Source organism: Curtobacterium sp. ABR8 (genome assembly GCF_057812125.1).
Window position 1 is genome coordinate 1 of record NZ_CM173818.1, and the last position, 14,010, is coordinate 14,010.

A 14,010-nucleotide genomic window follows, 5' to 3' on the forward strand; every position below is an offset into this window, starting at 1 on the left:
ATGACGATGCCGGCCGACCCCGTCGAGGACCTCTGGTCATCCGTACTCGGAATCCTCGCCGAGGACCCCCGCATCACGCCGCAGCTCCACGGGTTCCTCAACCTGGTCGAACCGAAGGGCGTCCTCGCCGGCACCCTGTACCTCGAGGTCCCCAACGACCTGACCCGCGGCATGCTCGAGCAGCGGATCCGCATCCCGATCACCGAGGCCGTCGCACGCATCGGGGACGACACGGTCGCGAACTTCGCCATCACCGTGAACCCGGACATGGCGTCCGAGCCGCGCGTCGACCCGAACGTGCCGGAGTACGCCGAGCCCGTGCAGGAAGCGGTGGAGCAGAGCGCCGCACCCCGCCAGTACATCGAGGCACCCTTCGTCCCGAGCCAGATCGACTCCCCGGGCACGAGCGGACGGCCCGAGTCGCGGCTGAACCCGAAGTACAACTTCGACAACTTCGTCATCGGCTCGTCGAACCGCTTCGCGCACGCCGCAGCGGTCGCGGTCGCCGAGGCACCGGCGAAGGCCTACAACCCCCTCTTCATCTACGGCGACTCCGGGCTGGGCAAGACCCACCTGCTCCACGCCATCGGGCACTACGCCGAGAGCCTCTACCCGGGGATCCGCGTCCGGTACGTGTCGAGCGAGGAGTTCACCAACGACTTCATCAACTCGATCGCGAACAACCGCTCGAACCAGTTCCAGCAGCGCTACCGCGACATCGACATCCTGCTCATCGACGACATCCAGTTCCTGCAGGGGAAGGACTCCACGCAGGAGGCCTTCTTCCACACGTTCAACACGCTGCACGACCACAACAAGCAGGTCGTCATCACGTCCGACGTGGCACCGAAGCACCTGACCGGGTTCGAGGACCGCATGCGCTCCCGCTTCGAGTGGGGCCTGATCACCGACGTGCAGGCGCCCGAGCTCGAGACGCGCATCGCGATCCTCCGCAAGAAGGCGCAGTCCGACCACCTGCAGGTGCCCGACGACATCCTCGAGTTCATGGCGTCGAAGGTGTCGAGCAACATCCGCGAGCTCGAGGGGACGCTCATCCGCGTCACGGCGTTCGCGAGCCTGAACCGGACGGCCGTCGACATGGCCCTGGTGCAGACCGTCCTCAAGGACCTGATCACCCTCGACGAGGACAACGTCGTCGCGCCGACGGACATCATCAACCACACCGCGGAGTACTTCAAGCTCTCCGTCGACGACCTGTACGGCTCGTCCCGGTCCCAGGCGATCGCCACCGCTCGGCAGATCGCGATGTACCTGTGCCGCGAGCTCACGAGCCTGTCCCTGCCGAAGATCGGGCAGCTGTTCGGCAACCGCGACCACACCACGGTCATGTACGCGAACAAGAAGATCACGGAGCTCATGAAGGAGCGCCGGTCGATCTACAACCAGGTCACCGAGCTCACGAGCCGCATCAAGCAGGACCGCCGCTACCGCTGAGATCGGCCCGTCTCCGGGCGCATCCACCATCTGAGACGGTTCCATGGGCCGGAGTTCTCACAGTGTGGATAGCCTGTGGATAACTGTGGAGGACACGCCGCCCGGTTGTTCACAGCGAGGGGGCCTCCTGTGGAAACTGGGGATGGAAGTGGATAGATGAGATTCATTCATCCCGACGTCGCCCACAGACCGCCCACAAGTCACAACCGTGTAGTTCCCTACGGCCGAGCGGCATGCACAGGGTTATCCACAGTGTGCACAGGCGTTAACACCATTACTCCTGGTTAACGATCCATCTCCGCGGGACAACCTTGTGGACGGCGGGATGACAAGAAATCCGGCCCACGTCCGCCTGTGCCAGAATGGGGCGGCCGGACAGTCCAAGCCGATCGACAGGGGTTCCAGCTGTGAAGTTCGAGGTCAACCGGGACGTCTTCTCCGAAGCCGTCTCCTTCGCGGTGAAACTCCTCCCACAGCGCACGACCCTCCCGATCCTGTCGGGCGTCCTGATCCACGCCGACGGGGATCGTCTGACGCTCTCGTCGTTCGACTACGAGGTCTCGGCGCAGACGTCCATCTCGGCGCAGATCGACGACCCGGGCACGGTCCTGGTCTCCGGCCGGCTCCTGAACGACATCGCGAGCCGACTGCCGAACGCCCCGGTCACCTTCACGACCGAGGACTCGAAGATCTCGGTCTCCTGCGGATCGGCACACTTCACGCTGCTGTCCATGCCGGTCGAGGAGTACCCGACGCTGCCCGAGATCGGTCCGCAGACCGGCGTCATCCCCGGCGACGCGTTCTCCGAAGCCGTGTCGCAGGTCGCGGTCGCCGCGAGCCGCGACGACGTCACCCCCGTCATCACCGGTGTCCAGCTCGAGGTCGGCGACAACGACCTGTCGCTCATCGCCACGGACCGCTACCGCGTGGCCGTCCGCACCATCGCATGGGACTCCGGCCGCGTCGGATCGGACCCGCTGCACGCCCTCGTCCCGGCCCGCACCCTGCAGGAGGTCGGCCGGACCTTCGGGTCGGCGTCCACCGTCTCGGTGTCGATCAGCGGCAACTCGGACCGTGAGCTCATCGCGTTCCACGCCGACGACAAGACCGTCACGTCCCTGCTCATCAAGGGCAACTACCCGCCGGTCCGCCGGCTCTTCCCCGAGAACGTCAACGACCACGCGGTCATCAACACCGCCGAGCTGGTCGAAGCCGTCCGACGGGTCTCACTCGTCCTGGAGCGCGAAGCAGCGCTCCGGTTCTCCTTCACGGTCGACGGGCTCACGCTCGAGGCGATCGGATCCGAACAAGCGCAGGCGTCAGAGTCGATCAGTGCGTTGCTGACCGGAGAGGAAACGGTGGTCTCGCTGAAGCCCGCCTTCCTCCTGGACGGACTGAACGCGGTGCACTCCGAGTTCGTCCGCATCTCCTTCACCAAGACGGAGAACCCCAACAAGCCGGGCCCGGTGCTGATCACCGGCCAGACTTCGCAAGAGGCTGCCGCGACCGATGGATACCGGTACCTGCTGCAGCCCAACCTGCTGCTGCGATAGGCGCAACAGGAACACTGCGCTGACCCACCACCTTCGGCCTCAGCGCGACGACGAAACAGAAGAGGAAATCATGCACATCGGTCTTGTCGGCCTTGGTCGCATGGGCAACAACATGCGTGCCCGTCTCCGCAACGCAGGGATCGAGGTCACCGGTTACGACGCCAACCCCGCCGTCTCCGACGTCGCGAGCCTCGCAGACCTGGCGGGCGCCCTGCCCGAGGGTCAGCGACTCGTCTGGGTGATGGTGCCGCACGGCAAGATCACCGACGACGTCATCACCGAACTCGCCGGCGTCCTGAACGAGGGCGACCTCGTCATCGACGGCGGCAACTCGAAGTGGCTCGACGACACCACGCACGCCGAGCAGCTCGGTGCGCGCGGCATCCGGTACATGGACGTCGGTGTCTCCGGCGGCGTGTGGGGCAAGGACAACGGCTACGGCCTCATGGTCGGCGGTGACGTCAAGGACGTCGAGTTCGCGATGCCGGTCTTCGACGCACTGCGCCCCGAGGGCCCGCGCGAAGAGGGCTTCTCGCACGCCGGCCCGATCGGCGCCGGTCACTACGCCAAGATGGTCCACAACGGCATCGAGTACGCGATCATGCAGGCGTACGGCGAGGGCTACGAGCTCCTCGAGGCCAAGGACCTGATCACGGACGTCCCCGCGGTGTTCGCCGGGTGGCAGCGCGGAACGGTCGTCCGTTCCTGGCTGCTCGACCTCATGGTCCTGGCCCTCAACGAAGACCCGAAGCTCGACGAGCTCGAGGGCTACGTCGAGGACTCGGGCGAGGGTCGCTGGACCCTGGAAGAGGGCATCGAGCTCGCCGTGCCGATGCCGGCGCTGTCGGCGTCGATCTTCGCGCGCTTCGTCTCGCGTCAGGGCAGCGCGTCCCCGACGATGAAGGCCGTCGCGGCGCTCCGCAACCAGTTCGGCGGTCACGCCGTCAAGAAGTCCTAGGACCACCCGGGGAAACCCGGACTCGGCCCGCGTGCACGTCGACCATCTCCAACTCACCGACTTCCGGAACTACCGGGAGGCGGACGTCGACCTCGCACGCGGGCCGAACCTGTTCGTCGGACGGAACGGGCAGGGCAAGACCAACCTGGTCGAGGCGATCGGCTACCTGTCCACGCTCGGGTCCCACCGCGTCCCGACCGATGCCGCACTCGTGCGGCAGGGCTGTGACGCCGCGATCGTCCGGGCCCGCCTGGCGCACGAGGACCGCAGCATCCTCGCCGAGGTGCAGATCAACCGCACGAGTGCGAACCGTGCGCAGGTGAACCGGTCGGCGATCAAGCCCCGTGAACTCCCGCGCTACTGCACCTCCGTGCTCTTCGCCCCCGAGGACCTCGCCCTCGTCCGCGGCGAGCCGGCCGGCCGCCGGCGCATGCTCGACGAGCTGCTCGGCCAGATCGCACCGCGGATGCAAGGGGTCCTGGCCGACTACGACCGGACGCTCCGACAGCGGAACACCCTGCTCAAGTCGGCCCGGGCGACGGGAGCGAAGGCGAACGCCCTGTCGACGCTGGACGTCTGGGACGACCGGCTCGTCGGTCTCGGTGCCGAGATCGTCGCCGCGCGCGACCACCTGACCCGGCGGCTCGCACCGTTCGTCGCCGAGGCCTACGCGACGGTCGCCGGCGAGCACCACGACGCCTCGATCGCCGGCGTCCTCTCCATCCGCGGCGGTGACCCGGAGGCCGCGGCGGCGACGGACCCCGTGCTCGGGACACCGGACGAGCCGGTGACGGTCGCGGCGGCGGCCGAGGCGTTCGCCGCGGCACTCGAGCGACGCCGCCGGGACGAACTCGACCGCGGACTCACCCTCGTCGGCCCGCACCGTGACGACGTGTTGTTCCAGCTGAACGGGTTACCTGCCCGCGGATACGCCAGTCATGGTGAGTCCTGGTCGTTCGCGCTCGCGATCCAGCTGGCGAGCGCGTCGATCCTGCGGGCTGAGTCGAACCTCGGTGACCCGATCATCATCCTCGACGACGTGTTCGCCGAACTCGACGAATCCCGACGCGAACGGCTGGGCAACGCGGTGGCGGACTACGAGCAGGTCCTCATCACGGCGGCGGTGTTCGGCGACGTCCCCGCGCAGCTGGCGGCGCACACGGTGCGGATCGAGGCGGGCACGATCGTGACCGCCGAGGCGGACGCGAGCCGCGCCTCCAGTCCGGAAACGGATGCGACCGACACGACGGATGCGACCGACACGACGGATGCGACCGACACGACGGATGCGACCGACACGACGGATGCGACCGACACGACGGATGCGACCGACACGACGGATGCGACCAACACGGCCGACACGACGGACGCGACCGGCGTGACGACGACGCCGCCGGAAGCCGGCTCCTGATGCCCCGCCCCTGGAAGCCGACGGAACCGTCCCGCGTCTACCGCCACCTCCGCGCCGTCTTCGGCGACCCGTCGAAGCGCGGGGTGGACGCGCGCCGCCGCCGCTCCCGCGAGTTCGACGCCGACACCGTCCCCTACGGCCGTGGCCGTGAACCCCGAGGACTCGGCGACGTCGTCGGATCCCTGGCGAACGAACTCGGGTGGACCGAACCCCTGGCCCGCTCGGAGCTCTTCGTCGACTGGCCCAGCGTGGTCGGCGAGGAACTCGCGAAGCACTCCACCCCGGTGACCATCGACGACGGTGCGCTGGTCATCCGGTGCGACTCGACGGCCTGGGCGACGCAGCTCCGGCTCATGCGTGCGAGCGTCACGACGACGATCGCCGAGCGGCACCCGGAAGCCGGGGTCGAGTCGATCCGGGTTTCGGGGCCGGACGTCCCCACCTGGAAACGCGGCCCCAGGACGGTCCAGGGGCGCGGTCCTCGCGACACCTACGGTTGAGCCGACGAAATCATCCTGCGGTGCCAAAAAAGCCCGTCTGTGGGCCGGATGAGCCCTCGAAAGAGGGGCCTCTGCGGTAGACTGGGAGGTGCAGTGCGCGGGCGTTCCGCGCGCAGGCAGGAGCACGCTCGACATGGCATCAGAATCTGAAGACGACCCGCAGAACCCGCTCGACGCGGAGACCCCGCAGAGCGAACCGTCCTACGGAGCAGACCAGATTCAGGTGCTCGAGGGGCTCGAGGCGGTCCGCAAGCGTCCCGGTATGTACATCGGTTCGACGGGGCCCCGCGGTCTGCACCACCTGGTCCAGGAGATCGTCGACAACTCCGTCGACGAGGCCCTCGCCGGGTACTGCGACACCATCGACGTCACCATCCGTGAAGACGGTGGTGTCCGCGTGGTCGACAACGGCCGTGGCATCCCGGTCGGCATCCACGCGGCCGAGGGCGTCTCGACCGTCCAGGTCGTCCTGACCGTCCTGCACGCCGGCGGCAAGTTCGGCGGCGGCGCGTACGCGGTCTCCGGTGGTCTGCACGGCGTCGGTTCGTCCGTCGTGAACGCGCTGAGCTCCGAGCTCGACGTCGAGGTCCGTCAGCAGGGCCACGTCTGGCGCCAGAGCTACACCGACGGCGTCCCGGTCGCACCGCTGACCAAGGACGAGCCGTCGGACGAGCACGGCACGACGATCACCTTCTGGCCGAACGCCGAGATCTTCGAGACCGTCGTCTTCGACTACGAGACCCTGCGCACGCGCTTCCAGCAGATGGCCTTCCTCAACAAGGGCCTGCGGATCAACCTGCGCGACGAGCGCACCCCGGAAGGAGGGGAAGAGGCGCGCAACGACTCCTTCATGTACGAGCGCGGTCTCGCCGACTACGTCGAGTACATCAACGCGCAGAAGAAGGCCGACCTCGTCCACCCGGACGTCATCGGCTTCGAGTCCGAGGACACCGAGCGCAAGATCGCGCTCGAGGTCGCGATGCAGTGGAACACCTCGTACCAGGAGAGCGTCCACACCTTCGCGAACACGATCAACACGCACGAGGGCGGCACGCACGAAGAAGGTTTCCGTGCTGCGCTCACGACGCTCGTCAACCGCTACGCGCGCGAGACGAAGATCATCAAGGAGAAGGACGACAACCTCACGGGTGACGACATCCGTGAGGGACTGACGGCCGTCATCTCCGTGAAGCTCGGCGAGCCGCAGTTCGAGGGCCAGACGAAGACGAAGCTCGGCAACACCGAGGCGAAGTCGTTCGTCCAGCGCGTCGTCGGCACCGAACTCACGCACTGGTTCGAGAGCAACCCGACGCAGGCCCGCGACGTCGTCCGCAAGGCGATCCAGGCGTCCCAGGCACGGCTCGCGGCCCGCAAGGCCCGTGAGACCACGCGTCGCAAGGGCCTGCTCGAGTCGGGCGGCATGCCCGGCAAGCTGAAGGACTGCCAGTCGAAGGACCCGACCCTGTCGGAGATCTTCATGGTCGAGGGTGACTCCGCCGGCGGTTCCGCCGTGCAGGGCCGCAACCCGATGACCCAGGCGATCCTGCCCCTGCGCGGCAAGATCCTGAACGTCGAGAAGGCGCGACTCGACCGCGCGCTCGCGAACCAGGAGATCCAGTCGATGATCACGGCGTTCGGCGCCGGCATCGGTGAGGACTTCGACCCGGACAAGGCCCGGTACCACAAGATCGTGCTGATGGCCGATGCCGACGTCGACGGCCAGCACATCACCACGCTGCTGCTCACCCTGCTGTTCCGCTACATGCGTCCGCTCATCGAGCGCGGCTACGTGTACCTCGCGCAGCCGCCGCTGTACCGCCTGAAGTGGTCGAACGCGGCGCACGAGTACGTGTTCAGCGACCGGGAGCGCGACGCCCTGATGCAGTCGGGCATCGCCGCCGGCAAGCGGATCCCGAAGGACAACGGCATCCAGCGCTACAAGGGCCTCGGCGAGATGGACTACAAGGAGCTCTGGGACACCACGATGAACCCGGACACCCGCACGCTCCTGCAGGTCACGCTCGAGGACGCCGCCGCGGTGGACAGCACGTTCTCGACGCTGATGGGTGAAGACGTCGACGCACGTCGCCAGTTCATCCAGCAGAACGCCAAGGACGTCCGGTTCTTGGACATCTGAACAGTCTCGACATCTCGACCCGGCCTGGAGGCGCGGTGCCAGCCGCGTGCTCTGGTCCGGACCACCTGTGGTCGCGTCCACCGCGACGAACGTCACCACGGCCTCCCGGCCGTCAGAAAGGTAACGCAAGCCAATGGCTGACGACAACGAGAACGCCCCCGACGAGCAGCCCGAGATCGTCCACGGCGACAGCGGGGACATCGTCGTCTCCGGTGACCGCATCTCACAGGTCGACCTGCAGCTCGAGATGCAGCGTTCCTACCTCGACTACGCCATGTCCGTCATCGTCGGACGTGCACTGCCCGAGGTCCGCGACGGCCTGAAGCCGGTGCACCGCCGCGTGATCTACGCGATGTTCGACGGCGGGTACCGCCCGGACCGCGCGTTCTCGAAGTGCTCCCGCGTCGTCGGTGACGTCATGGGCCAGTTCCACCCGCACGGCGACTCGGCGATCTACGACGCGCTCGTCCGCCTGGTGCAGCCGTGGTCGCTGCGGTACCCGCTCGCGCTCGGCCAGGGCAACTTCGGCTCGCCGGGCAACGACGGCGCCGCTGCTCCGCGGTACACCGAGACCAAGATGGCACCGCTCGCCATGGAGATGGTCCGGGACATCGACGAGGACACCGTCGACTTCCAGGACAACTACGACGGTCGGACACAGGAGCCCGCGATCCTGCCGGCTCGGTTCCCGAACCTGCTGGTCAACGGCTCCGTCGGCATCGCGGTCGGCATGGCGACGAACATCCCCCCGCACAACCTGCGCGAGGTCGCCGAGGGCGCGAAGTGGGCGCTCGACAACCCCGAGGCCACGCGTGAGGAACTCCTCGCCGCGCTCATGCAGCGGATCAAGGGGCCGGACTTCCCGACCGGTGCGCAGGTGCTCGGCACCAAGGGCATCCAGGACGCCTACCGCACCGGCCGCGGTTCGATCACGATGCGCGCCGTCGTCAACGTCGAGGAGATCCAGGGCCGCACCTGCCTCGTCGTCACCGAGCTGCCGTACCAGGTCAACCCGGACAACCTCGCGATCAAGATCGCCGACCTCGTCAAGGACGGCAAGCTCGCCGGCGTCGCGGACATCCGCGACGAGACCTCGGGTCGTACCGGTCAGCGCCTCGTCATCGTGCTCAAGCGCGACGCCGTGGCGAAGGTCGTGCTGAACAACCTGTACAAGCACACGCAGCTGCAGGAGAACTTCGGCGCGAACATGCTCGCGATCGTCGACGGGGTGCCCCGCACCCTGCCGCTCGACGGGTTCATCTCGGCGTGGGTCGCGCACCAGGTCGACGTCATCGTCCGCCGTACCCAGTTCCGCCTCCGCGAAGCCGAGAAGCGTGCGCACATCCTGCGTGGCTACCTCGCAGCACTCGACGCCCTCGACGAGGTCATCGCGCTCATCCGCCGGTCGCCCGACGTCGAAGAGGCCCGCACCGGCCTGATGGACCTGCTGTCCGTCGACGAGATCCAGGCGCGCGCGATCCTCGAACTCCAGCTCCGTCGCCTGGCCGCCCTCGAGCGCCAGAAGATCCACGACGAGGCCGAGGAACTCGAGCGCAAGATCGCCGACTTCCAGGACATCCTGGCGTCGGAGACCCGGCAGCGCACGATCATCCGCGACGAGCTCGAGGAGATCGTCGACCGCTTCGGCGACGACCGCCGCACCGAGATCATGCTCGGCTACGACGGCGACATGTCGATGGAAGACCTCATCCCCGAAGAGGAGATGGTCGTCACCATCACCCGCGGCGGGTACGTCAAGCGAACGCGCAGCGACCAGTACCGCTCGCAGCACCGGGGTGGCCGTGGTGTGCGGGGCGCCCAGCTCCGCGCCGACGACATCGTCGAGCACTTCTTCGTCACGACGACGCACCACTGGTTGCTGTTCCTGACCGACCAGGGCCGGGTCTACCGCGCCAAGGCGTACGAGCTGCAGGAAGCCGGCCGCGACGCCAAGGGCCAGCACGTCGCGAACCTGCTCGCCATGCAGCCGGACGAGCAGATCCAGCAGGTGCTCGACATCCGCGACTACGAGGTCGCCCAGTACCTCGTGCTCGCGACCGAGCACGGTCTGGTGAAGAAGACCGCGCTCACCGAGTACGACACGAACCGCACCGGCGGCATCATCGCGATCAACCTGCGTGACGGCGACAAGCTCCGGCAGGCGCTGCTCGTCGACGAGCACGACGACCTGCTGCTCGTCTCACGACAGGGCATGTCGCTCCGGTTCACGGCGACGAACGACACCCTGCGGCCGATGGGTCGATCAACCTCCGGCGTGAAGGGCATGTCCTTCCGCGAGGGCGACTCGCTGCTCGCAGCACGGGTGGTCTCGGACGACGGCTTCGTCTGGGTGATGACCGAGGGCGGGTACGCCAAGCGCACCTCCGTCGACCAGTACCGCATCCAGGGTCGTGGCGGACTCGGGATCAAGGTGGCCAAGTTGGCGATGGACCGGGGCGACCTTGTGGGTGCTCTCATCGTCGGTGAGGACGACGAGGTGCTCGTCGTGCTGCAATCGGGCAAGGTGGTAAGGTCTGCCGTGGCCGAGGTGCCCGCCAAGGGCCGTGACACGATGGGTGTCGTCTTCGCGAGGTTCGCGGAGAACGACAAGATCATCGCCGTGGCCCGGAACACAGAGCGGAACCTGGACGACCAGGACGACGCCGAGATCGAGCCCGCGGGCCCGGTGGAGACGGTCAGCCCTGCCGAAGCGGCCCCGGACTCCACTGATCCCATCGACACCGCGCCCGTCGAAGACGAGGCCGGAGAGGACCAGTCAAGCAATGAGTAGTGTCGCCGAGAAGCTCCAGAAGAAGGCGAAGCGACCCGTCGGCACCCGCCAGGTGCGGTTGCGGCTGGTCTACGTCGACTTCTGGTCGATGGTGAAGCTCAGCTTCCTCATCGCCCTGGCCGGCAGCATCGTGATCGTGGTCGCCACGGCACTGGTGTGGGTCATCCTCAACCAGACGGGCGTGTTCACGCAGGTGGACGCCCTGTTGAAGGACGTCACCGGGCAGAACAGTTACTCGATCATGGACCAGTTCTCACTGGGTCAGGTGCTCGGGTTCTCCATCGTCGTGGGCATCCTCAACGTGGTCGTCGGCACCGTGCTCGGCGCCATCGTGAGTGTCCTCTACAACCTCAGTGTCCGCATCACCGGCGGCCTGCTCGTCGGCTTCACGAACAACTGACACACCCGGGCCGGGTGGGCCGACCGCTCGATTTCGTTCTGCGAGATCCGTACGGTAGGCTTTCATCCGGTCTGAGGGGCTATAGCTCAGGCGGTTAGAGCGCTTCGCTGATAACGAAGAGGTCCAAGGTTCAAGTCCTTGTAGCCCCACCAGTTCTCCGGAACACACGACAATTCCATCCCGTCGCCGAGCACCTCGGTGGCACCCGGGGCCTTAGCTCAGTTGGTAGAGCGCCTGCTTTGCAAGCAGGATGTCGGGAGTTCGATTCTCCCAGGCTCCACTCCACTCCGGGATGACCCTGCTGCGGTTGTTCCTCCCTCCGCCCGGTCGCTCCGCCGTGGTGGTCTCGTGCCTTCGTGCGTGCTCGGGTCCGGCGTGTGCCGCTGCGTCGAGGTTCCGAGATCTCGGCATCTCGAGCGCGCCGCGGGCGGCCGGTGGAACCTCGGCGGGCAGCGGACGGCATGTCGTGGAACCGCGGCGCCGACGGACGGGCGTGTCCTCGCAGCACCGCGTCCGGGAACGACGAAGGGCCCCGGCGGAGTGCCGGGGCCCTTCGTACGAACCGTGGAGGTCAGGCGGCGGGCTTCTCCGCCGTGTCAGCGTCGTCGGCGACCCAGAGGTCGTCGTCGGCACGGAGCGTCTGGTACGCGGCGTACGCAGCACCAGCAACGGCGACGACGCCGACAATGATGAGTGCGACACCGCCGAAGCCGATGCCCTTCTTCTGCTGCGACGGAACGTACTTCACAGCAGCCTTCTTGGCCTTCTTGCCCTTCTTCTGGGCGTTCTTCACGATCTTCTTGACCCGGGGGTCCTTCGCGAGGTCGGTGACGCTCAGCACGGAGCCAGCGGTCGACACCAGTCCGGGGATGACCTCGGACTGGAACTTGTGCGAAGCACTCTGTGCTGCGGACGTCGCAGCGTGTACCCCGGTCGCGACCGCGGGACGGATCCCGTTGTCGATCGCGTTCTGCACACGAGGGGCGATGTCCTTGCGGGCTGCGTCGGCTGCGTTCGACCGGGCTTCCGCCAGGATCGCGTTCGCGTGCTCGAGGACCTTGCGCTGCTCTCCGAGGAGCGAGGCGGTCTGGCCCTTGAGCTTCTTGATCTGCTTCCGACGCTTGCGCGGGATCTCGATCGTCGTCATCTGGTACCTCCATCGGATCGGCGTGACCCCATCCTGCCACCAGAGTCCCTGACAGGTCACGGAGCCTCACCTGTGGGTCCGGTCCGTACGCAGCCGGTACATGCGAGAATCGGAACATGTCTCTGCACACCGCTGTCGCAACGATCCACACCAACAAGGGCGACATCCGCGTCAACCTGTTCGGCAACCACGCTCCGAAGACCGTCAAGAACTTCGTCGACCTCGCAACGGGCCAGCAGGAGTGGACCCACCCGGGCACGGGCAAGGTCTCCACCGACAAGCTCTACGACGGCGTCATCTTCCACCGCATCATCAAGGACTTCATGATCCAGGGCGGCGACCCGCTCGGCCAGGGCATCGGTGGCCCCGGGTACCGCTTCGACGACGAGATCTCCCCCGAGCTCACGTTCCAGAACCCCTACATCTTCGCCATGGCGAACGCCGGCATCCAGGGTGGCCGCGGCACCAACGGCTCGCAGTTCTTCATCACCACGGTGGCGACGCCGTGGCTGCAGGGCAAGCACACCATCTTCGGTGAGGTCGCCGACGACGAGTCCCGTGCCGTGGTCGACGCCATCGAGGGTGTCCCGACCGACGGTCGCGACAAGCCCGTCGAGGACGTGGTCATCCAGAGCATCGACGTCGAAGGCGTCTGATCCTCACGTGACCGACCAGGCGTACAACCCGAACAACACCTGCTACCGGCATCCGGACCGGCAGAGCTTCGTCCTCTGCCAGCGCTGTGGGCGGACGATCTGCCCGGAGTGCCAGACGCCGGCGGCAGTCGGGGTGCACTGCCCGGAGTGCGTGCGGGAACAGCGCGCACAGTTCGCAGCGAACCGTCGCGCGTCCGGAGCCCCGAGCGGGTTCACGGTCGCGCGACGGCGCTTCGCGATGCTCGACCAGAAGGCGACGGTCGTCATCGTGGCGGTCACCGTCGCGATCTGGCTGCTCGACCAGGTGAGCGGCCGGTTCTTCACCAGCCTGCTGGCCTACAACTCGTTCCTCTTGCCCACGCAGCCGTGGCGAGTCGTCACTGCCCTGTTCGTGCACTCGGGCATCTTCCACATCCTGTTCAACATGTGGGCGCTGTGGATCTTCGGCCGGATGCTCGAGAACATGCTCGGTACGTGGCGCTTCGTCGCGTTGTACTTCATCACCGGGATCTTCGGGTCGATGCTCGTGACGTTCCTCGCTCCTGGCACGACCGTCCTGGGGGCGTCCGGTGCGATCTTCGGTCTCTTCGCGGCGTTCTTCGTGCTGCAGCGGAGCCTCGGGCAGAACGCAGTGCAGCTCCTCGTGATCATGGGGCTCAACCTGGTCGTCGGGTTCCTCCCGGGGATCAACATCTCGTGGCAGGCGCACGTCGGTGGGATCATCGGCGGGTTCCTGGTGGGCTTCGTGTTCGCCAAGACCCGGAACGTCCGGCAGCGGCCGCTGCAGATAGGCCTGCTCGCGGCCACCGCGGTGGTCGGCATCGCGCTCACCGCAGTCGGGTACGCGGTCACCATCGGTTGACCCGATCCGGACACACGTCCGACCGAACGCCCCGTCGCTTCCGCGGCGGGGCGTTCGTCGTTCCCTGCCTGGACGGCGCTGCCAGCCGGACATTGGTCGCTTCCGCGACCGAACGGCGGACAGGAGGCGCGGTGCCAGGC

The 14,010-nt window shown here is 67.1% G+C and carries 11 protein-coding genes and 2 tRNA genes; 12 read left to right on the forward strand and 1 reads right to left on the reverse strand.

Features of this window, described 5'->3' with window-relative positions; genetic code table 11:
* The 10 genes from dnaA (at position 1) to ACXKZB_RS00050 (ending at position 11,485) form a co-directional block, all read left to right on the forward strand.
* Positions 1-1,455, forward strand: coding sequence for a chromosomal replication initiator protein DnaA (dnaA, locus tag ACXKZB_RS00005; RefSeq protein WP_123311288.1), 1,455 nt, complete (start codon positions 1-3; stop codon positions 1,453-1,455).
* Positions 1,456-1,862: 407 nt separating this feature from the next.
* Positions 1,863-3,008, forward strand: a complete 1,146-nt coding sequence (gene dnaN / locus ACXKZB_RS00010; protein ID WP_111083683.1) for a DNA polymerase III subunit beta — start codon at positions 1,863-1,865, stop codon at positions 3,006-3,008.
* A 70-nt stretch (positions 3,009-3,078) separates the two neighbouring features.
* The gene (gnd, locus tag ACXKZB_RS00015; protein ID WP_111083684.1) at positions 3,079-3,966 is read left to right on the forward strand and encodes a phosphogluconate dehydrogenase (NAD(+)-dependent, decarboxylating); all 888 of its coding nucleotides are present in this window, start codon (positions 3,079-3,081) and stop codon (positions 3,964-3,966) included.
* A gap of 31 nt (positions 3,967-3,997) precedes the next feature.
* Positions 3,998-5,377, forward strand: coding sequence for a DNA replication/repair protein RecF (gene recF, locus ACXKZB_RS00020; RefSeq protein WP_488824204.1), 1,380 nt, complete (start codon positions 3,998-4,000; stop codon positions 5,375-5,377).
* Positions 5,377-5,877 (forward strand): DciA family protein, encoded by a 501-nt coding sequence (locus ACXKZB_RS00025; protein ID WP_123311284.1) that lies wholly within the window; start codon positions 5,377-5,379, stop codon positions 5,875-5,877. The genes recF and ACXKZB_RS00025 overlap by 1 nt, the downstream gene beginning before the upstream one ends.
* 133 nt (positions 5,878-6,010) lie before the next feature.
* Positions 6,011-8,014, forward strand: coding sequence for a DNA topoisomerase (ATP-hydrolyzing) subunit B (gene gyrB, locus ACXKZB_RS00030; RefSeq protein WP_488824205.1), 2,004 nt, complete (start codon positions 6,011-6,013; stop codon positions 8,012-8,014).
* Positions 8,015-8,147: 133 nt separating this feature from the next.
* Complete coding sequence (gene gyrA / locus ACXKZB_RS00035; protein ID WP_123311280.1) at positions 8,148-10,805, forward strand: DNA gyrase subunit A; 2,658 nt, start codon at positions 8,148-8,150, stop codon at positions 10,803-10,805.
* Positions 10,798-11,205, forward strand: coding sequence for a DUF3566 domain-containing protein (locus ACXKZB_RS00040; RefSeq protein WP_027466922.1), 408 nt, complete (start codon positions 10,798-10,800; stop codon positions 11,203-11,205). Before gyrA ends, ACXKZB_RS00040 begins: the two co-directional genes overlap by 8 nt.
* Before the next feature lie 75 nt (positions 11,206-11,280).
* Positions 11,281-11,357, forward strand: a tRNA-Ile gene (locus ACXKZB_RS00045).
* 55 nt (positions 11,358-11,412) lie between these two features.
* Positions 11,413-11,485, forward strand: a tRNA-Ala gene (locus tag ACXKZB_RS00050).
* A gap of 291 nt (positions 11,486-11,776) precedes the next feature.
* Here ACXKZB_RS00050 and ACXKZB_RS00055 read toward each other — a convergent pair.
* Positions 11,777-12,352 carry a hypothetical protein gene (locus tag ACXKZB_RS00055; protein ID WP_123311278.1) on the reverse strand — a complete coding sequence of 192 codons (576 nt, stop codon included), beginning with the start codon at positions 12,350-12,352 and terminating at the stop codon, positions 11,777-11,779.
* Positions 12,353-12,468: 116 nt separating this feature from the next.
* Here ACXKZB_RS00055 and ACXKZB_RS00060 point away from each other — a divergent pair, with 116 nt between their 5' ends.
* Both ACXKZB_RS00060 and ACXKZB_RS00065 read left to right on the forward strand, forming a co-directional pair.
* The gene (locus tag ACXKZB_RS00060; protein WP_027466924.1) at positions 12,469-13,008 is read left to right on the forward strand and encodes a peptidylprolyl isomerase; all 540 of its coding nucleotides are present in this window, start codon (positions 12,469-12,471) and stop codon (positions 13,006-13,008) included.
* Between the two features lie 7 nt (positions 13,009-13,015).
* On the forward strand, positions 13,016-13,870 hold the full coding sequence (locus ACXKZB_RS00065; RefSeq protein WP_488824206.1) for a rhomboid family intramembrane serine protease: 855 nt from the start codon (positions 13,016-13,018) through the stop codon (positions 13,868-13,870).
* Positions 13,871-14,010 lie beyond the last annotated feature (140 nt).

What these genes read in the sequence shown, in the direction of transcription:
- dnaA (WP_123311288.1), top strand. Translation starts at nt 1, where the DNA reads ATGACGATGCCGGCCGACCCCGTCGAGGACCTCTGGTCATCCGTACTC.
- gnd (WP_111083684.1), top strand. Translation starts at nt 3,079, where the DNA reads ATGCACATCGGTCTTGTCGGCCTTGGTCGCATGGGCAACAACATGCGT.
- ACXKZB_RS00025 (WP_123311284.1), top strand. Translation starts at nt 5,377, where the DNA reads ATGCCCCGCCCCTGGAAGCCGACGGAACCGTCCCGCGTCTACCGCCAC.
- gyrB (WP_488824205.1), top strand. Translation starts at nt 6,011, where the DNA reads ATGGCATCAGAATCTGAAGACGACCCGCAGAACCCGCTCGACGCGGAG.
- gyrA (WP_123311280.1), top strand. Translation starts at nt 8,148, where the DNA reads ATGGCTGACGACAACGAGAACGCCCCCGACGAGCAGCCCGAGATCGTC.
- ACXKZB_RS00040 (WP_027466922.1), top strand. Translation starts at nt 10,798, where the DNA reads ATGAGTAGTGTCGCCGAGAAGCTCCAGAAGAAGGCGAAGCGACCCGTC.
- ACXKZB_RS00055 (WP_123311278.1), bottom strand. Translation starts at nt 12,352, where the DNA reads ATGACGACGATCGAGATCCCGCGCAAGCGTCGGAAGCAGATCAAGAAG.
- ACXKZB_RS00060 (WP_027466924.1), top strand. Translation starts at nt 12,469, where the DNA reads ATGTCTCTGCACACCGCTGTCGCAACGATCCACACCAACAAGGGCGAC.